General features: G+C 66.6%; 18 protein-coding genes. 8 read left to right on the forward strand and 10 right to left on the reverse strand.

Annotated features, from left to right (window positions below; translation table 11 throughout):
- Positions 1-40: 40 nt before the first annotated feature.
- Both radA and alr read right to left on the reverse strand, forming a co-directional pair.
- On the reverse strand, positions 41-1,417 hold the full coding sequence (gene radA / locus DIE13_RS29925) for a DNA repair protein RadA (RefSeq protein WP_124830632.1): 1,377 nt from the start codon (positions 1,415-1,417) through the stop codon (positions 41-43).
- Between the two features lie 11 nt (positions 1,418-1,428).
- Positions 1,429-2,499, reverse strand: coding sequence for an alanine racemase (gene alr / locus DIE13_RS29930; protein ID WP_124830633.1), 1,071 nt, complete (start codon positions 2,497-2,499; stop codon positions 1,429-1,431).
- A gap of 218 nt (positions 2,500-2,717) precedes the next feature.
- Here alr and lplT point away from each other — a divergent pair, with 218 nt between their 5' ends.
- Together lplT and thiD are read left to right on the forward strand one after the other, a co-directional pair.
- Positions 2,718-4,025, forward strand: coding sequence for a lysophospholipid transporter LplT (gene lplT / locus DIE13_RS29935; RefSeq protein WP_124830634.1), 1,308 nt, complete (start codon positions 2,718-2,720; stop codon positions 4,023-4,025).
- A gap of 58 nt (positions 4,026-4,083) precedes the next feature.
- Complete coding sequence (gene thiD / locus DIE13_RS29940) at positions 4,084-4,893, forward strand: bifunctional hydroxymethylpyrimidine kinase/phosphomethylpyrimidine kinase (protein ID WP_124830635.1); 810 nt, start codon at positions 4,084-4,086, stop codon at positions 4,891-4,893.
- Between the two features lie 24 nt (positions 4,894-4,917).
- Here thiD and DIE13_RS29945 read toward each other — a convergent pair whose 3' ends face one another.
- From DIE13_RS29945 to tsaB, 4 genes are read right to left on the reverse strand one after another with little or no spacing between them, the layout of a single operon-like run.
- Positions 4,918-5,871 (reverse strand): DUF1853 family protein, encoded by a 954-nt coding sequence (locus DIE13_RS29945; RefSeq protein WP_124830636.1) that lies wholly within the window; start codon positions 5,869-5,871, stop codon positions 4,918-4,920.
- Positions 5,868-6,902 carry a uracil-DNA glycosylase gene (locus DIE13_RS29950; RefSeq protein ID WP_124830637.1) on the reverse strand — a complete coding sequence of 345 codons (1,035 nt, stop codon included), beginning with the start codon at positions 6,900-6,902 and terminating at the stop codon, positions 5,868-5,870. The genes DIE13_RS29945 and DIE13_RS29950 overlap by 4 nt, the downstream gene beginning before the upstream one ends.
- Complete coding sequence (gene rimI / locus DIE13_RS29955; protein ID WP_124830638.1) at positions 6,889-7,389, reverse strand: ribosomal protein S18-alanine N-acetyltransferase; 501 nt, start codon at positions 7,387-7,389, stop codon at positions 6,889-6,891. The genes DIE13_RS29950 and rimI overlap by 14 nt, the downstream gene beginning before the upstream one ends.
- The gene (gene tsaB, locus DIE13_RS29960; RefSeq protein WP_124830646.1) at positions 7,386-8,153 is read right to left on the reverse strand and encodes a tRNA (adenosine(37)-N6)-threonylcarbamoyltransferase complex dimerization subunit type 1 TsaB; all 768 of its coding nucleotides are present in this window, start codon (positions 8,151-8,153) and stop codon (positions 7,386-7,388) included. Before tsaB ends, rimI begins: the two co-directional genes overlap by 4 nt.
- Positions 8,154-8,301: 148 nt before the next feature.
- Between tsaB and DIE13_RS29965 the strand changes: the two genes are divergently transcribed.
- The 3 genes from DIE13_RS29965 (at position 8,302) to aceA (ending at position 12,174) form a co-directional block, all read left to right on the forward strand.
- The gene (locus DIE13_RS29965) at positions 8,302-8,571 is read left to right on the forward strand and encodes an acyl-CoA-binding protein (RefSeq protein WP_124830639.1); all 270 of its coding nucleotides are present in this window, start codon (positions 8,302-8,304) and stop codon (positions 8,569-8,571) included.
- Between the two features lie 357 nt (positions 8,572-8,928).
- Entirely contained in the window at positions 8,929-10,473 is a 1,545-nt protein-coding gene (locus DIE13_RS29970; protein ID WP_124830640.1) for a DEAD/DEAH box helicase, read from the forward strand.
- 393 nt (positions 10,474-10,866) lie between these two features.
- Positions 10,867-12,174, forward strand: coding sequence for an isocitrate lyase (aceA, locus tag DIE13_RS29975; protein ID WP_124830641.1), 1,308 nt, complete (start codon positions 10,867-10,869; stop codon positions 12,172-12,174).
- A gap of 220 nt (positions 12,175-12,394) precedes the next feature.
- On the opposite strand, the gene DIE13_RS29980 is transcribed toward aceA, so the two are convergent.
- Together DIE13_RS29980 and DIE13_RS29985 are read right to left on the reverse strand one after the other, a co-directional pair.
- Complete coding sequence (locus tag DIE13_RS29980; RefSeq protein WP_096507304.1) at positions 12,395-12,829, reverse strand: universal stress protein; 435 nt, start codon at positions 12,827-12,829, stop codon at positions 12,395-12,397.
- A 192-nt stretch (positions 12,830-13,021) separates the two neighbouring features.
- Positions 13,022-13,927, reverse strand: coding sequence for a LysR family transcriptional regulator (locus DIE13_RS29985; RefSeq protein ID WP_096507303.1), 906 nt, complete (start codon positions 13,925-13,927; stop codon positions 13,022-13,024).
- A gap of 154 nt (positions 13,928-14,081) precedes the next feature.
- Between DIE13_RS29985 and DIE13_RS29990 the strand changes: the two genes are divergently transcribed.
- Together DIE13_RS29990 and aceB are read left to right on the forward strand one after the other, a co-directional pair.
- Entirely contained in the window at positions 14,082-14,843 is a 762-nt protein-coding gene (locus DIE13_RS29990; protein ID WP_124830642.1) for a haloacid dehalogenase type II, read from the forward strand.
- Between the two features lie 67 nt (positions 14,844-14,910).
- Positions 14,911-16,503 carry a malate synthase A gene (aceB, locus tag DIE13_RS29995; RefSeq protein WP_124830643.1) on the forward strand — a complete coding sequence of 531 codons (1,593 nt, stop codon included), beginning with the start codon at positions 14,911-14,913 and terminating at the stop codon, positions 16,501-16,503.
- 179 nt (positions 16,504-16,682) lie between these two features.
- Here aceB and DIE13_RS30000 read toward each other — a convergent pair whose 3' ends face one another.
- Positions 16,683-17,096 (reverse strand): gamma-glutamylcyclotransferase, encoded by a 414-nt coding sequence (locus DIE13_RS30000; protein WP_124830644.1) that lies wholly within the window; start codon positions 17,094-17,096, stop codon positions 16,683-16,685.
- 286 nt (positions 17,097-17,382) lie between these two features.
- Between DIE13_RS30000 and DIE13_RS30005 the strand changes: the two genes are divergently transcribed.
- Complete coding sequence (locus DIE13_RS30005; RefSeq protein ID WP_124830645.1) at positions 17,383-18,264, forward strand: AraC family transcriptional regulator; 882 nt, start codon at positions 17,383-17,385, stop codon at positions 18,262-18,264.
- Between the two features lie 21 nt (positions 18,265-18,285).
- Here DIE13_RS30005 and DIE13_RS30010 read toward each other — a convergent pair whose 3' ends face one another.
- Positions 18,286-18,750 carry a GNAT family N-acetyltransferase gene (locus DIE13_RS30010; RefSeq protein WP_096507298.1) on the reverse strand — a complete coding sequence of 155 codons (465 nt, stop codon included), beginning with the start codon at positions 18,748-18,750 and terminating at the stop codon, positions 18,286-18,288.
- Positions 18,751-18,949: the final 199 nt, after the last annotated feature.

Below are 18,949 nucleotides of genomic sequence, written 5' to 3' on the forward strand. Positions count from 1 at the left end.
TCACCGCGTGCCGGCATGCGATGGCGCCGGCCAGGCGCGGTCATTCGAGATCGCGTACGCGGTCGATCGCCTGCTCGAGCCGCTCGACGGCCATCACGTTCAGTCCTTCGATCGGCTGCTTCGGTGCGTTCGCCTTAGGGATCAGCGCAGCCGTGAATCCAAGCTTCGCGGCTTCCCGCAGCCGCTCCTGCCCGCGCGGGGACGGCCGGATCTCACCCGCCAGCCCCACCTCGCCGAACACGATCAGCCCCTTCGGCAGCGCCTTGTTGCGCATCGACGAATGGATCGCGAGCAGCACCGCCAGGTCGGCGGCCGGCTCGGTGATCTTCACGCCGCCCACCGCGTTCAGAAACACGTCCTGGTCGAAGCACGCGATGCCGGCGTGTCGGTGCAGCACCGCGAGCAGCATCGCGAGCCGGTTCTGCTCGAGACCGACCGCGAGCCGGCGCGGGTTCGGCACGTGCGCCGTATCGACGAGCGCCTGGATTTCGACGAGCAGCGGGCGCGTGCCTTCCTGCGTGACGAGCACGCACGAACCCGGCACGACCTGCTCGTGCTGCGACAGGAACAGCGCGGACGGGTTCGCGACACCGCGCAGCCCGCGCTCGGTCATCGCAAACACGCCGAGTTCGTTGACCGCACCGAAGCGGTTCTTGAACGCGCGCACGAGCCGGAACGACGAATGGGTATCGCCTTCGAAGTACAGCACCGTGTCGACGATGTGCTCGAGCACGCGCGGGCCGGCAAGGTTGCCCTCCTTCGTCACGTGCCCGACCATGATGATCGCGGTGCCGGACTGCTTCGCGATGCGCGTGAGCTGCGCCGCGCATTCGCGCACCTGCGCGACCGAACCGGGCGCCGACGTCAGCGCCTCCGAATAAACGGTCTGGATCGAGTCGATGACGGCCACGTCCGGCCGCTCGGCGTCGATCGCCGCCTGGATCTTCTCGAGCTGGATCTCCGCGAGCAGCTGCAACTCGGCCACCGGCGCGCCGCCGTCGAGCAGCGCGAGCCGTTGTGCGCGCAACGCGATCTGCGCGGCCGATTCCTCGCCACTGATATAGAGTGCTCGCCGCTCGCTCGCGATGTCCGCGAGCGACTGCAGCAGCAGTGTCGACTTGCCGATGCCCGGATCGCCGCCGATCAGCACGACGCCGCCCGGCACCAGCCCGCCGCCGAGCACGCGGTCGAATTCGCCGATCCCCGTCGAGAAGCGCGGCACGTCGGCCGCCTCGATGTCGACCAGACGCTGCACGGGCGCCCGCTTCGCGAGCGACTGGAAGCGATGGGCCGCCGGCGATTCGGCAACCGATTCGACGAGGGTGTTCCAGGCCTGGCACGACGGGCATTGCCCCTGCCACTTCGGCGTTTGTCCGCCGCACTCGCTGCAGACGTAGACGGTTTTCTGTTTGGCCACGCGCGACGCCCTTATTCCGCGCGCACCGGTACGCGGGCGGCGACCGCGCACATCAGTTCATAGCCGATGGTCCCGCAATGGCGCGCGACGTCGTCGATCGGCAGCGCGTTGCCCCACAGCTCGACCCGCGCACCGACGCCGGCCTGCGGGCACGGCGTCAGGTCGACGGTGATCATGTCCATCGACACGCGGCCGACGATCCGCGTGCGGATGCCGTCGACGATCACGGGCGTGCCCTCGGGCGCGACGCGCGGATAGCCGTCCGCATAGCCGCACGCGACGACGCCGATGCGCATTTGCGCTTGCGCGGAGAACGTCGAGCCATAGCCGATCGCCTGGCCCTTCGCGATCGTCTGCACCGCGATCAGCTCGGACGCCAGCGTCATCGTGGGCTTCAGCCCGGTATCGGCGATATCGGCCGACAGCCCCGACGGCGATGCGCCGTACAGCATGATCCCCGGACGCACCCAGTCGAAATGCGTATCCGGGTGCCACAGCACGGCAGCCGAATTCGCGAGGCTGCGCGCACCGGCAATGCTTTGCGCGCCGCGCTCGAACGTCGCGAGCTGCTCGGCGACGCCGCGCTCGTTGTCGGCATCCGAAAAATGGGTCATCAACGTGATCTGGCCGATGCCGGGGCACGCACGGGCACGTTCCCACGCGGCACGGTATTTCTCCGGCGCGTAGCCGAGCCGGTTCATCCCGCTGTTCATCTTGAGCTGGACGTTGACGGGCTTCGACAGCCGTGCCGTCTCCAGCATCCGCATCTGCTCGTCGTTATGGACGGTCGTCGTCAGGCTGTAGCGGTCGATCACGTCGATGTCGGTCGAGCGGAAGAACCCTTCGAGCAGCAGAATCGGGCCGGCCCAGCCGAGCTCGCGCAGCTTCACGGCCTCGTCGAGGTCGAGCAGGCCGAAGCCGTCGGTGCCGCGCAGGCCGGGAAACGCACGTGCGAGACCGTGGCCGTACGCGTTGGCCTTGACGACCGCCCAGACCTTGGACGGGCCGGCAAATCGGCGGACGACGGAGAGATTGTTCGCGAGGGCGGCGGTATGGATGGTGGCGGAGATCGGGCGCGGCATGGGAATTTTACGTAAAGACGCTTGCGAATCATCAGCTTACCGCGCCTTTTGAGCACCGAAGCCGACAATTTGCGGAACGATCGGGGAATCTTGCTAGTCCGAATTGTCGTATTTTCGTGTTATAAAGCCGTGCGCACAACCCATTTCGAACGGAATAAGCCGATCGCATACCAGGCGGCCTACGCGGCCCTGCCGCAGCGACGAAAGCATCGCATCAGATGAAAAAAGGTTTTTACACCATCATGGCCGCGCAGTTTTTCTCGTCGTTGGCCGACAATGCGCTCCTCATCGCCGCCATCGCCCTGCTGAAAGACTTACACGCTCCCAACTGGATGACACCGCTGCTCAAGCTGTTCTTCGTGTTGTCCTATGTGGTGCTGGCGGCGTATGTCGGTGCGTTCGCCGATTCCCGCCCGAAGGGCCGCGTGATGTTCATCACCAACACGATCAAGGTGGTCGGCTGCATGATCATGTTGTTCGGCGCCCACCCGCTGATCGCGTACGGCATCGTCGGATTCGGCGCCGCGGCCTACTCGCCCGCGAAATACGGCATTCTGACCGAACTGCTGCCGGCCGACCGGCTCGTCGCCGCGAACGGCTGGATCGAAGGCACGACCGTCAGTTCGATCATTCTCGGCACCGTGCTCGGCGGTGCGCTGATCAGCCCGCACATCGCGTCGCACGTGATCGCGCACACCCCCGCCTGGATCGGCACGCCCGCCGAAGCGGCAATGGTGATCATCATGGCGATCTACGTGATCGCCGCGATCTTCAACCTGCGGATTCCCGACACCGGCGCGCGCTACCCGAAGCAGGAGCGCGGCCCGGTCAAGCTCCTCACCGATTTCGCCGACTGTTTCATGGTGCTCTGGCGCGACAAGCTCGGCCAGATCTCGCTCGCCGTCACGACGCTGTTCTGGGGCGCGGGCGCGACGCTGCAGTTCATCGTGCTGAAGTGGGCCGAAGTTTCGCTCAACATGTCGCTGTCCGAAGGCGCGATCCTGCAGGCCGTGGTGGCGGTCGGCGTCGCGGGCGGCGCGATCGCGGCCGCCGCGCGCATCCCGCTGAAGAAGTCGCTCACCGTGCTGCCCGTGGGCATCATCATGGGTATCGCCGTCATGCTGATGGCGTTCTATACGCGCAACCTGTTCCCGTCGCACTGGGCACTGCACCTCGGCCACCTGCGACTGCCGGTGTACCTGATCGTCGCGTACCTGTTCCTGATCGCCGTCGGCGCACTGTCCGGCTATTTCGTGGTTCCGATGAATGCGCTGCTGCAGCATCGAGGCCACGTGCTGCTATCGGCCGGCCACTCGATCGCGGTCCAGAACTTCAACGAGAACCTGTCGGTGCTCGTGATGCTGTGCCTGTACGCGGTACTGGTCTGGCTCGACGTGCCGGTCGGCGTCGTGATCGTGCTGTTCGGCACATTCGTGTGCCTGACGATGTGGCTCGTGATGCGCCGCCACCAGGCGAACCAGCGTCAGTTCGATTCGGTCGCGCTGATCGGCGAATCGCGGCACTGACGCTACACTTCCCGTTTCCGTCCGTCGGCGCCGGTCTCCGAACCGGCGCCTTGCCATCATGACGCACCCGATACCCAACGTCCTGACGATCGCCGGCTCCGACTCGGGCGGCGGCGCAGGCATCCAGGCCGACCTGAAGACGTTTTCCGCGCTAGGCGCGTACGGCGCGAGCGTGATCACCGCGCTGACCGCGCAGAACACGCGCGGCGTGACCGGTGTCCACACGCCGGACGCGTCGTTCGTCACCGCGCAACTCGACGCCGTGTTCGACGACATCCGCATCGACGCGGTCAAGATCGGCATGCTCGCGAACGCGGCGATCGTGCACGCGGTCGCCGACGCGCTGCGGCGTTATGCACCGCGCTTCGTCGTGCTCGACACGGTGATGATCTCGAAAAGTTCGCATGCGCTGCTCGCGTCCGAGGCAGTCGACGCGTTGCGCGACGTCCTGCTGCCACTCGCCACCGTCGTCACGCCGAACCTGCCCGAAGCGGCAGCGCTGCTCGGCGATGCGCCAGCGACGACCGAAGACGACATGGTCCGGCAAGGCCACGCGCTGCTGAAGACCGGCGCGCGCGCCGTGCTGATGAAAGGCGGTCACCTGCCCGATGCAACTGCAAGCCCCGACTGGCTCGTCGATGCGGCACATGACGTGCGGCTCGACGGCACACGCGTGCCCGTCAGCAACACACACGGCACGGGCTGCACGCTGTCGTCGGCGATCGCGGCGCTGCTGCCGCAGCAGCCCGATCTCGACAGCGCGGTACGCGAAGCGAAGGCGTATCTCACCGGTGCGATCGTCGCGAGCGGCCAGCTCGACGTCGGCCACGGCGTCGGGCCCGTCCATCACTTCCATCGCTGGTGGTAAGCGCCGCGTGACGCGGCGTCAGTCTTATTCTGCCGCAAACGCCTGCGCACGTGCAGGCCAGTCGTCCGGCACGATGAAGCCGCGCGACATCTCGCGCCATGCGCCGTCGCCGTCCTGTCGATGAACGCCGATCAGCGCGGGGGCCTGGCGCGCCGTCAATACCGACGGCAGCGCAAGCGCGTTCGCCAGCGGTTCGGGCACGACGTCGGCCGCACCATACCGCGGCGCAAGCCATGCGAGTCGCGCCAGTACGTTCCAGGCCACGCCGTCGGGTTGCGCGGCAGCCCAGTCCGGCCACTGCGCATGCGTGAGCCAGAAGCCGCGAGCATGATCCGCCGCGATTTCCGCGGACACCGGCGGCAGCGGCTCTCCATGCGGATAGAACAACCATCCCTTGACGAACATCTGCGCATCGGTCGGCGCGCCGTAGCCGAGCAACGCAAATCCGTGGCGATCGCTCAACCTCAGCTGATGGTCGAGCAGCCGGCTGCGCTTGCGATCGAGGCGGTCGACGAGATTCGGCCCGACGAAATCCGAGAGCGATGCGTCGCCGCGCACCGGTGCACACAGATAGCACTTCACCGCGAGCTCCCAGTGCAGGCGCTGCCCGCCTGGCGCGTCGACAAGGAAGTCGACTTCGCCGAGCGTCTTGCCGTTGCTGCGCAGCGGCAAATTGGCGGCGACGAGCCGCAGCGATGGCCCGTGCGTGAGGAAATATTCGAGCAGGCATTCGGCATAGCGGCCGAGCCGTACGGGACGCAACCCGTCGAGCGCCCGGTGCAGCGGCTCGGGCGCGGCGTCGAGCGCGACGAGCCACGCTTCGACGGCCACCCGTTCGACCGCATCCGACCACGGATGCGCGAGCGGCGCGCCAGGCGCCGCGGTGAGCAAGCTCGGGCTCGCGAGAAGCCAGCCCAGGTCGCGAACCGCGACATCGCGCAGCGTATCGACGAACGCGAACGCCGCGCCGGTCGTCATTGTCCGGACGGCTCGTTCGCGTCGGCGCTGCCTGCGCGCAGGAACGTGTCGCGGGCGAGGCACAGGTCGGCCCAGGCTTTCGACTTGTCCTGCAGGCTACGCAGCAGATACGCGGGGTGGTAGGTAACGATCACCGGCACGCCCTCGTACTGATGCACGCGCCCACGGAGCGACGCGATGCTCGCGTCCGTCTTCAGCAGCGTCTGTGCGGCGAAACGGCCAAGCGCGACGATCAGCTTCGGCTTCACGAGCGCGACCTGGCGCTGCAGGTACGGCTCGCAACGCGCGACCTCGTCGGGTTCCGGATTGCGGTTGCCGGGCGGCCGGCACTTGATCACGTTCGCGATGTAGACGTTCTCGCCGCGCTTGAGCGACAACGACTGCAGCATGTTGTCGAGCAGCTTGCCGGCCTGACCGACGAACGGCTCGCCCTGCTTGTCCTCGTTCTCGCCCGGCGCTTCGCCGACCAGCATCCAGTCCGCGTCGCGATCGCCGACACCGAACACGGTGTTGGTGCGTTTCTCGCACAGACGGCAGCTCGTGCAATCGGCCACGCGCGCGGCGAGCGCATCCCAGTCGAGCGCCGCAACCGGCGTTGCGGCAGGACGCGGCTCGGCGGCCGGCAGCGGATCGCCCGGCGGCGCGGCGTCGAACCACGCGAAATCGTCGTCGGTGACCGGCGGCATGTCGTCCGAGGCAGCCGCCGGCATGCGCTGCACGGGAGCACGACCTTCAACGATCGCCGCCCGGGCAGCATTGCCCGCGCCATCGGGCGGCACCGCAGCGCGCGCGGGCCTGCCAACCGGCGGCGCATCGTCACGTGCGCGTTCACGGGCTACCGGGACCTGCGTGTCGCGCGCCGGCTCAACCGCCGGCTGCGGCGCTTGCGCGACGGTTTCCGCCGCAACGACAGACGGCTCGTCCACCGCAGCGGACGCCCCGGTCGCTGCGGCACTTTCCGCGTGTTGCCCGCGCCGCACCCAGCGCTGCGCGAGCCCCATCTCCTCGAGCGCTGCTTCAGCCCACGCCATGCGCGTCCCCTCCATCCTTGTTCAGCGTCAGACGCATCACGATCGCGTCCTCCCGGCTGCGATGCCGCGCCGGATAGTAGTTCTTGCGCCGACCGATCGTGACGAAACCGAAGCGTTCGTACAGATGGACCGCGCGCAGATTGGACGGTCGCACCTCGAGCAGCACGCCGTCGAGCCCTTCCGCGCGTGAAACGCGCACGGCTTCACGCAGCAGCGCGAGACCCGCGCCCGATTGCTGGGCGGCCGGCGCGACGCACAGGTTCAGCAGATGCATCTCGTCGATCACCGGCATGAGCACACAGTAACCTACGAGCGCGCCCGTCACGTGCCGCAGGCACACGCCGAAATAGCCGTTGCGCAGCGAATCCTCGAAGTTGCCGCGGCTCCACGGGAATTCGTATGCGACCTGCTCGATCGCGACGACCTCGTCGAGATCCGTATCGGTCATCGGCGACAGATAGCGGTCGCTCAGCAGTACGCCGGTCATCCTTTCGCTCCGCCCGCCTGCTCGGCACGCGCCGCGACCCGCTCTGCGGTGGTCTGCGCGACCTTGTCGCGTACGTATTCGGGCGCGGCCTGGTCGGCCGGCACCGCACGGCCGGCGCGAAACGCCCGCAGCGCGGCATGCGCGACCGCCAGCGCATGTGGCAGCGCTTCGCCGTCGATCACGGCCGCGCGTGCCGCGGCCGGCAACTGCGCGCCGAATGCAGCCGCCGCGTTGCCCGCGAGCGTAAACCGCGCGTCGGGCACGCCGACGGCACCCGGCGCATCGAGCGAAGCCGGATGCAGCGTGCGCCAGTCGCCCGTACTGTCGTCCCACGCGAAGTCGGCCCAGTACGCCTCGTCCATTCGCGCGTCGAGCACAGTCAGCACACGCGTCGTGTCAGGCGCCCGCAGCCGCGCGTGCTCCGCGCACGCGAGCAGCGTGCCGATCGGCACGACCGGCAGCCCGCGCCCGAACGCGAGTCCCTGGGTAATGCCGGTCGCGGTACGCAGCCCGGTAAACGAGCCGGGGCCCGCGCCGAACGCGATCGCGTCGCAGTCGGCGAGCGTCAGGCCCGACTCGGCGAAAAGCTCCTGGATTGCCGGCAGCACGCGCGTGCTCGACACGGCGCCCGTCGGCTCGTGGCGGACCCAGGTTTGCGGGGTGGAAAGGGCGTCATCGGCCTGAGCCGAGCGCAGCAGCGCGACCGAGCAGTATTCGGTCGACGTATCGATGGCGAGGAGCACTGTTTGCGTCATGGCCGATATTGTAATGCGGCGCCCCGCTCCCACGGACGATCGGGCCCGATTCCACCACGTGCACCCGTGCCGCCGGCGGTTTGGAAGGATCGCTCGACCCCGCGTGGCGCTTCGCTTGTTAAGATCGCCCGACTTGAAACCCTTACGGAGACACGCGATGAGCGAACTCACCAGCCAATTCGACCAGGCCCAGGTCGACGTCAAGCAACTGACCGAGCGCCCCGGCAACCTGACCCTGCTGCGCCTGTACGCACTCTTCAAGCAGGCCACCGACGGCGACGCGCACGGCGACAAGCCGGGCTTCACCGACATCGTCGGCAAGTACAAGTACGATGCGTGGGAAGCGCTGAAAGGCACGTCGCAGGATGCGGCGAAGCAGCAGTACATCGAGCTCGTCGAATCGCTAAAGAACGGCACGGCGTCCTGATCGCTACGCCTCCGCCCGCAATAGGCAATCAAATCAGTGGCGCAGCGCAGCAAAATTCTTTATAATGCGGCCTGCGTCACCTCCGCGCTCGGCTCGTAAGCCGTTCCGGCCTGACGCCTCGTAGCGTTAAGCTCCAATCCGGTTTAGAACCTGTCCCCTCCTGCTTCGACCCTCGCGGTCGTCAACTAGGCTGGCGGCCCCGCTCCAGAAGCGCGCCGCACCCAAAACAGCTTCTAATGCCTCATCCGCCGAAGGTTCGGCGGATTGCACCCGTTTCCCGATTTGCTCGCTGAATCCGACGACTTGGGTATGCGCGATTGGCGCCGACGTTTCACCCACTGTGTTTCAAGGATTGTTATGACTTCGAGCATCAACACCAGCCCGCTCAACGCGATCGCCGACCAGGCGCTCGGTCTCGACGACGCCGCCGCACCGGCCGCGGTCGAACCGGCGTCGGACGAGCCGACTTTCGCGTCGCTCGGGCTGTCGCCGGAGATCGTCTCCGCGCTGCAGGCCGCCGGCTACGCCAAGCCGACGCCGGTCCAGCAGCGCGCGATTCCGGCCGGCATCGCCGGTCGGGATCTGTTGGTATCGAGCCCGACCGGTTCGGGCAAGACTGCCGCATTCATGCTGCCCGCGATCGAACGCTTCGCGCAACTCCAGAAGACGCTGGCGCAGCAACCGCGCGCGCCGCGTGAACCGAACCAGGGCGACCGCCGTGTGCGCCGCCCGCAGCCGGTCGCCCGCCCTGGCCTGCTCGTGCTGACGCCGACCCGTGAACTCGCGATGCAGGTCACCACGGCCGCGTCGACCTACGGCAAGCACCTGAAGCGCCTGCGCACGGTCAGCATCCTCGGCGGCGTCGCTTACGGCCAGCAGCTGATGCTGCTCGCGAAGAACCCGGAAATCCTGGTTGCGACGCCGGGCCGTCTGCTCGACCACCTCGAGCGTGGCCGCATCGACCTGTCCGAGCTGAAGATGCTCGTGCTCGACGAAGCCGACCGCATGCTCGACATGGGCTTCATCGACGACATCGAAACGATCGTCGCCGCAACGCCCGAGTCGCGCCAGACAATGCTGTTCTCGGCCACGCTCGACGGCAAGATCGGTTCGCTGACGAGCCGCCTGCTGAAGGATCCGGAGCGCATCGAAATCCAGCAACGCCTCGAATCGCGTGCGAACATCGCGCAGACCGTGCATTACGTCGACGACCGCGACCACAAGGATCGCCTGCTCGATCACCTGCTGCGCGACGACGCGCTCGACCAGGCGATCATCTTCACGGCGACCAAGATCGACGCCGACCAGCTCGCCGGCCGTCTCGCCGACGCAGGCTTCGAATCGGCTGCGCTGCACGGCGACCTGCCGCAGGGCGCGCGTAACCGCACGATCCGTGCGCTGCGCGAGCGGCGCGTGCGCGTGCTGGTTGCGACCGACGTCGCGGCACGCGGTATCGACATCCCCGGCATCACGCACGTGTTCAACTACGACCTGCCGAAGTTCGCGGAAGACTACGTGCACCGTATCGGCCGTACGGGCCGTGCCGGCCGTTCGGGCACCGCGGTGAGCCTCGTGCACCACGCCGAGCAAGGTGCGCTCAAGCGCATCGAGCGCTTCGTGCGCTCGCCGCTGCCGGTCAACGTGATCGAAGGCTTCGAACCGCGCAAGGCACCCCCGCGCAACGATCGCGGCAACGGCGGCCGCGGCCGTCCAGGTGGCGGTAACGGCGGTCGTCGTTTCGGCGGCAAGCCGGGTGGCGGTCACGGCGGCGGCAACGGCCGCAGCTACGGCGGCGGCAATGGCGGCGGCTGGAGCGGCAAGCCGAGCGGTAGCCGTGACGGCGGCCCGCGTCGCGACGGCCAGCGCAGCAGCGGCCCGCGTCGCAGCAATTCCGCATCGTAAGCACGCACGGGCGGTCTCTCGGCCGCCCCACGGATGGCCACCCCACCATCCGCAGACCGGCGCATCCGCGCCGGTTTTTTTTCGCCCCGCGCCACATTTCACGATGCGGAAAATTTTTTTGCGTCGTAAAAAATCATGCTGCGTGGCACAACCTTACAATTGCGGAATGGAAAAATACGTTCCTTATTGCGAAATGTTAATCACAAGCAATTGATTTATAAGAGTAAATATTTTCCGCCCATCCTAAAAAAGTCCCTGTCCCGCTCCGGTCGATTTACCTAGACTCTTATACAAGACTTCACGAACCGGAACGCAGCACCCGCCCGCTTCGAGAACAGCATCGCCACCGTCCGTTTTGACCCATTAGGCAACACGCACATCAAGGAGCGCATCATGTCGCGTCAGCAACAGGCACAGGAACTGCAAAAACAATGGGAAACCGATTCGCGCTGGAAGGGCATCAAGCGCAGCTACACGGCTGAGGACGTGGTCCGCCTGCGCGGCTCGATCGTGGTCGAGCACACGCTGGCCAGGCGCGGCGCCGAAAAACTGTGGCGCCTCATCAATGAAGAGCCGTTCGTCAACGCCCTCGGCGCGCTGACCGGCAACCAGGCCATGCAGCAGGTGAAAGCCGGCCTGAAGGCGATCTATCTGTCCGGCTGGCAAGTGGCGGGCGACGCGAACGTCGCCGGCGAAATGTACCCGGACCAGTCGCTGTACCCGGCAAATTCGGTGCCGCTCGTCGTCAAGCGCATCAATAACACGCTGACGCGTGCCGACCAGATCCAGTGGTCGGAAGGCAAGAACCCGGGCGACGAAGGCTATGTCGACTTCTTCGCACCGATCGTCGCAGACGCGGAAGCCGGCTTCGGCGGCGTACTGAACGCGTTCGAACTGATGAAGGCGATGATCGAGGCCGGCGCATCGGGCGTCCACTTCGAAGACCAGCTCGCTTCCGTGAAGAAGTGCGGACACATGGGCGGCAAGGTGCTCGTGCCGACACGCGAGGCGGTCGCGAAGCTCTCGGCGGCGCGTCTCGCGGCCGACGTAATGGGCACGCCGACCGTGCTGGTGGCACGTACCGACGCGGAAGCAGCGGACCTGATCACGTCCGACGTCGACGACAACGACAAGCCGTTCCTGACGGGCGAGCGCACGGTCGAAGGCTTCTTCCGCACGAAGCCGGGCATCGAGCAGGCGATCTCGCGCGGCCTCGCCTATGCGCCGTACGCCGACCTCGTCTGGTGCGAAACCGGCAAGCCGGATCTCGAGTACGCGAAGAAGTTCGCGGAAGCGATCCACAAGCAGTTTCCGGGCAAAATGCTGTCGTACAACTGCTCGCCGTCGTTCAACTGGAAGAAGAACCTCGACGACGCGACGATCGCGAAGTTCCAGAAGGAACTCGGCGCGATGGGCTACAAGTTCCAGTTCATCACGCTGGCCGGCTTCCATGCGCTGAACTACTCGATGTTCAACCTCGCGCACGGCTACGCCCGCACGCAAATGAGCGCGTTCGTCGAGTTGCAGCAAGCCGAGTTCGCGGCGGCCGACAAGGGCTTCACGGCGGTCAAGCATCAACGCGAAGTCGGCACCGGCTACTTCGACGCGGTGACGCAGACGGTCGAGCGCGAAGCATCGACGACCGCGCTGCACGGCTCGACCGAAGATGAACAGTTCTTCGACGGCAAGAAGGTCGCCTGACACGCGCAAGTGTCGCACCGGTGCCCGTCCGTCACGCGACGGCGCCGCATCGGGCCGTACCGAATAAAAATCAGGGAGGAGACGGCAGGCGCGCGATGATTCGCGCGACCGGCCGCGCGGCTCCGTGCCGCCAGTCGCAACGCGCGCCGGCTTCGTCCGGCGCGCCCTTTTTCTGCGGCGCTGCCGTGCTGCCGCCCGCGCGGCGAAGACGGCCGCCAGCCTACCGATAGACGATCACCGGAATTTTCGTATGGGTCAGCACGCGCTGCGTTTCGCTGCCGATCAACAGGCTGCCGAGCCCGCGACGTCCGTGGGACGCCATGAAAATCACGTCGCAGCCGCCGCGTTCGGCCGCCTCGATGATGCCGAGATAAGGCGACGGATGCACGCTCGTCCAGCTGTCGCAGACGACGCCGGCCTCCCGCGCGGCCGCCTGCACCTCGTCGAGATGTGCACGTGCCTCACGCTCGCTACGCGCCCGGAAATCGGCGGGCGGCTCGATGATCACTTCGGAAAACGGCGAGTACGGATATTGCGGCAGGCACGCATAGGCCGTGACCTGCGCGCCGACCGCCCGCGCCAGATCGATCGCACCGTCGATCGCCTTTTGCGACAGTTCGGAACCGTCGGTTGGAACGAGGATGTGCCGGAACATCGCGCCCTCCTGCGTCAGTCGCACCGCGTGCGCCGCGAACCCGTGCGATCCGGCCGCGACGCGTCGCGCATGCCAGTTTCGATTGTAGTGCGCGAAACGGCGCGACCGGCGCCGGCAGCGGGTTCGCCCTCATATCGGAAACACGCGGGCCGGCACGGCCCGCCACCGGCATCGGCTCGAGCGGCAGACACCCTACTCGCCCCAGTACCCGGGCCTTTCGTACGTATGTTTCAGGTAATCGAGAAAAAGGCGCACGCGCAACGGCAGGTGGCGGCGCTGCGGAAATACCGCGTGAATGCCGATCGGCGGCGCCGCGAACGCGTCGAGCACGCTGACGAGGTGGCCGGCCGCGATGTCCTCGCCCACCTCCCACCACGATCGCCATGCGAGGCCGTAACCGGCGAGGCACCACTCGTGCAGCACCGCCCCGTCCGAGCACTCCATCGTGCCGTTCACGCGAATCGACACGACCTTGTCGTCCTCCTGGAACGCCCAGCCGCGCTGCTGGTTCGCGTTCGCGGCAAGCGCGAGACAGTTGTGGCGTGCCAGTTCCGCGAGCGTGACCGGCGTGCCGCGCCGCGCGAGATACGCGGGCGACGCCACGCACACGCGGCGGTTCTCGCCGAGCTTGAGCGACACGAGGGACGAGTCGGGAAGCTCGCCGAGCCGCACCGCGCAATCGAACCCCTCGTTGACGAGGTCGACCATCCGGTCGGACAGATCCAGCGTCACCGACACGTCCGGATGCGCGCCGCTGAATTCGGGTACGAGCGGCGCGACGTGACGTCGCCCGAACCCGGCCGGCGCCGAAATGCGCAGGTGGCCGCTCGCCTTCACGCCGCCGGCGGACACGCTCGCCTCGGCGTTCTGCATGTCGTTGATGATCCGCTGGCAATCCTCGAGGAATGCCGAGCCCTCGAAGGTCAGCGTGAGCTTGCGCGTCGTGCGCACCAGCAGCTTGACGCCGAGCCGCTCCTCGAGCGCATCGAGACGACGGCCGATGATGGCCGGCGCGACGCCTTCCGCGTGCGCGGCCGCCGACAGGCTGCCCTTAGCCGCGACCGCGGCGAACGTTTCGATCTGTTTGAACCGGTCCATGACTCGAAAGGACGGGGTTTCCGCCCTTCACATGACTGAAGCCGCTCAAGATTAGGTATATGAAAGTAAAAGATCAAGTGATGATTAGCGTCTTTTTTAGCACCTGCGATCACGAATAGAATCGATCCGACCTCTGAAACTGGAGCGCAAGGCTATGTCGGCCACAACGACACTCTCCTCTCCCGACGCAATCATCTTCGACGCATTCGGCACGTTGTTCGACGTGCGTGCGGTGCTGGCCGCTGCGGAGCAGATGTTTCCCGGACATGGGGAACGGTTGTCGCAGCTGTGGCGACGCAAGCAAATCGAATACTCGCAGTTGCGCACGCTGGCCGATCCGGCCGGCGCGCGCTATCGCCCGTTCCGCGACATCACGCTCGACGCGCTGCGGTTCGCCGCACGCCGGCTCGGGCTCGCGCTGAACAGCGCGGCCGAAAAGCGGCTGATGGACGAATACGCGTGCCTGTCCACCTATCCCGACACGTTGCCCGCGCTGCGCAAGCTGCGCGCGCTCGAACCGCGCCCGCCGCTCGCGATCCTGTCGAACGGCACCCCGCAGATGCTCGACATCGCGATCAAGAGCGCCGGCATGAACGGCCTGTTCGATCGCGTGCTGTCGGCCGATGCAGTCCGCGCGTACAAACCGAGCCCCGTCGCGTACGCACTCGGCACTGCCGCGTTCGGCGCGAACCCGCGCGACATCGTGTTCGTGTCGTCGAACGCATGGGACGTCGCGGGGGCCGCGTGGTTCGGCTACACGACGTTCTGGCTCAACCGCACGGGCGCGCCCGCCGAGGAACTCGGCGCGCCGCCCGACGGCACCGGCACCGGCATGGCCGACCTGCTCGCATTCCTCGCCACCCCGGCTCCGTCCGGCAAACCCGCAAACCGCGCGCGCCCCAGCCCGGGCGCATGACGTTCGCGGCGCTGCCGCCTTCCCCCTTCACCGAAACCGCAACTGACCGACCAAGGAGATGAGACTCATGAGCACCCCGATCACGCTGCCGCAAGGCATGGCGATCACCGGCGAAATCAAGCCGGGTTACGAAGCGATCCTGACGCCCGAAGCGCTCGCACTCGTCGCAGCGCTGCACCGCACGTTCGAACCTCGCCGCAAGGCGCTGCTGCAGGCCCGCGTCGAGCGCACCAAGCGCCTCGATGCCGGCGAACGCCCCGATTTCCTGGCCGACACGAAGGCGATCCGCGAAGGCGACTGGAAAGTCGCGCCGCTGCCGGCCGACCTGCAATGCCGCCGCGTCGAGATCACCGGCCCCGTCGAGCGCAAGATGATCATCAACGCGCTGAACTCGGGCGCCGACTCGTACATGACGGACTTCGAGGATTCGAACGCACCGAGCTGGACGAACCAGATCGACGGCCAGATCAACCTGAAGGACGCGGTGCGCCGCACGATCTCGCTCGAGCAGAACGGCAAGTCGTACCAGTTGAACGACAAGGTCGCGACGCTGATCGTGCGTCCGCGCGGCTGGCACCTCGACGAAAAGCACGTGACGGTCGACGGCCAGCGCGTGTCCGGCGGCATCTTCGATTTCGCGCTGTTCCTGTTCCACAACGCGAAGGAACTGATCGCGCGCGGCTCGGGCCCGTACTTCTACCTGCCGAAGATGGAAAGCCATCTCGAGGCACGCCTGTGGAACGACATCTTCGTCGCCGCACAGGAAGTGGTCGGCGTGCCGCGCGGCACGATCCGCGCGACCGTGCTGATCGAAACGATCCTCGCCGCGTTCGAGATGGACGAAATCCTGTACGAACTGCGCGAACATAGCTCGGGCCTGAACGCCGGCCGCTGGGACTACATCTTCTCGGCGATCAAGAAGTTCAAGAACGACCGCGATTTCTGCCTGGCCGACCGTTCGAAGATCACGATGACGGTGCCGTTCATGCGCGCATACGCGCTGCTGCTGCTGAAGACCTGCCACAAGCGCAACGCGCCGGCGATCGGCGGGATGAGCGCACTGATTCCGATCAAGAACGATCCGGAAGCGAACGAGAAGGCGATGGGCGGCGTGCGCTCGGACAAGCAGCGCGACGCGACCGACGGCTACGACGGCGGCTGGGTCGCGCACCCGGGCCTCGTGCCGATCGCGATGGAAGAATTCGTCAAGGTGCTCGGCGACAAGCCGAACCAGATCGCGAAGCAGCGCGACGACGTGCAGGTCGAAGGCAAGAACCTGCTCGACTTCCAGCCTGAAGCCCCGATCACCGAAGCCGGCCTGCGCAACAACATCAACGTGGGTATCCACTATCTCGGCGCATGGCTCGACGGCAACGGCTGCGTGCCGATCCACAACCTGATGGAAGACGCGGCCACGGCCGAGATCTCCCGCTCGCAGGTGTGGCAGTGGATCCGCTCGCCGAAGGGCGTGCTCGACGACGGCCGCAAGGTCACTGCGGAACTCGTGCGCGAATACGCGAAGGTCGAGCTCGACAACGTGAAGCGCTCTGTCGGCGGCAACACGCAGCCGTACGAGCGTGCCGCGGCGATCTTCGAACAGATGTCGACGTCGGAAGGCTTCACCGAATTCCTGACGCTGCCGCTGTACGAGGAAATCTGACGGCCGGACCGGGCCCTGCCCGGTCTGGTCTGGTCTGGTCTGGTCTGGTCTGGTCTGGTCTGGTCTGGTCTGGTCTGGTCTTCGCCGTTCTACCCGCCTGCCCTATGCACCACCAATGAAAACAGCGCCCTGCGGGGCGCTGTTTTCATTGGTGGTGCTGTTGCCGGTCGTATGGAGGCTCAGGCGGCTTCCCGCTCGCGGCGATGCTGCACCCAGTCGCCCGACGCGATGCGCGGACGGTCGGCCGCCGCGTGCGCGGCAACCGGATAGTAGACGCACGCGTACTCACGGCCGCCGAGTTCGACGCTCACCGGCTCCTGACGGAACAGCGTGTCGACGCCCGGATAGACGCGCTCGATCTCGTCGAGCACGGGCATCAACTGCTCGTCGATTTCATACACGTCGCCCCATACGAGCGACTGGCTGGCCGAGCCGGCGATCATCCCCGGATACGTGCCGAAATCGTACAGTTCGCCGGGCAGCGCAGCCGCACCGAGCAGCGCCGGCGCGGCGATCCCGTGCCGCGTGGCCGCATGACCGATGTCGTTGGCCTCTCCCGCTCTCAACGTGCCGTAGACGAATACGTAGCGCATCTGGTTCTCCTCTTCGATTCAGGTCTTGCCGGACCGGACGCCGCGTGCGCGTCGCTCGCCCGCAAAACGCACAAAACACGGCCGCATCGATAGACCGCAGCGGCGGCCCGAAGGTTCTTGTCGACGGGCGGCACTGCCCGGTGCCGGCTCGTGCCGCACGCCGGAATTCGCACGGCCCCATACAAAGTTCATTTGAACGGTGCATTATCGGACGAAAAACCGCCGCATACACCTGAGCGGCGCCTTCTAAAATAACGGCATCGCCGCCGCGCAGCCCGAGTCGTCCATGAATCCGCCTGTCCAAGCCGACGCATCGAATCCCTACGACGTGATCGACATCCCGCCCGAGTTCGCGCCCACGCGCGCTCACCCGATGCGCGTTCGCGCGCGGCAGGTAGATGCCGGCCGCCGGATCCCACTGCACACGCACGCGTGGGCGCAGCTCGCGTACGCGTCGCGCGGCGTGCTGCGGGTCGCAACGACCGGGACGACGTGGATGGTGCCGCCGTCCCGTGCGATCTGGGTGCCGCCGCACATTACGCACGAGGTCGTGATTGTCGAAGAGGCGTATTTGCGCACGCTGTATATCGACGAGTCGATCGTGCCGGGCGGGCTCGATGCATGCCGGGTCGTCGAAGTGACGGGCTTGCTGCGGGAGCTGATCGTCGCGCTCGACGCACGCGACCTGAGCAGCACCCGCGAGCGTCTGCTGTGCGGGCTCGTGCTCGACGAACTGAGCCACGCCGAACCGCTGCCGCTCGCGGTGCCAATGCCCGACGAGAAACGACTGCGCACGCTGTGCGAATCGGTGCTCGCACAACCCGCGCATGCGGAGTCGCTCGAACACTGGGCGAGCGAAGTCGGCGCGAGCACGCGCACGATCTCGCGACTGTTCAAACAGGAACTCGGTGTGAGCTTCTCGCAATGGCGGCAGCAGGCGCTGCTCGCGCGCGCCATCCCGCTGTTGAACCAGGGTCGACCGCTGTCGCATATCGCACGCGAGCTCGGCTATCAAAGCCAGAGTGCGTTTTCGGCAATGTTCCGGCGCGCATTCGGCGAAAGCCCGCGCGCGTTCATGCTGCGCGGCTATGAACACCGCGGCCCGGAAGGCAGCATCGCGTCGGACGACGAAGTATCCGACGACGATGCGATCGGCAACGGACGCTGAGCGCGTCGAATCTTTACGCGCTCAGACCGGGCGCACCATGTGGCGGATCGATCCGAGCTGGGCAAGCCTCGGCCCCGTGACGCGGTAGCCCATGCGCTGGTAGAGCCGGGCGGCGGGATTGTCGACGAACACGCGCAACTGCAGTTCGTGCAACCCGCGGGCGCGCGCCCAGCGATGCGACATGTCGAGCATGTAGGTACCGGCGCCCTGCCCGCGATGGCCGGCCGCGATCTGCACGTCGCGGATATGCAGCGAATCGCCTTCCTCCGTCACGCGCAGCACGCCGATGCGTTCGCCGTCGGCCTCCAGGATGAAATTCTCGGATTCGCGCCAGCTCGCATAGAACAGGTCGCTGCGCCAGACAAGCCCATGGCGCTTGTAATAGCCGCCCATGTTGCCGTGCGTCAGCGCTTCGGCAAACGGGAAATCGCCGGGCTCCGCAGGCCGGAGCTGGTACAACAATCGCAGGTCGGTCGGATCGAGCATCGCGCAGGGGTCAAGAACGCATCCCGCCACGATAACGCAGTCGCGGGCGGATGCAATCGCGAATTTCTCGTAGCGGCGCCAACGGTGGCGCTCGCGCTGAAGCACAAATGAAAAAGCCCGCGCGAGGCGGGCTTCTTCATTTTCTGGCGGAGCGGACGGGACTCGCCTACATCCTGCAGGCCGCGGCTGCGCATGCATG

The organism is Burkholderia sp. Bp9016 (assembly GCF_003857765.1).
Lineage (GTDB): Bacteria > Pseudomonadota > Gammaproteobacteria > Burkholderiales > Burkholderiaceae > Burkholderia.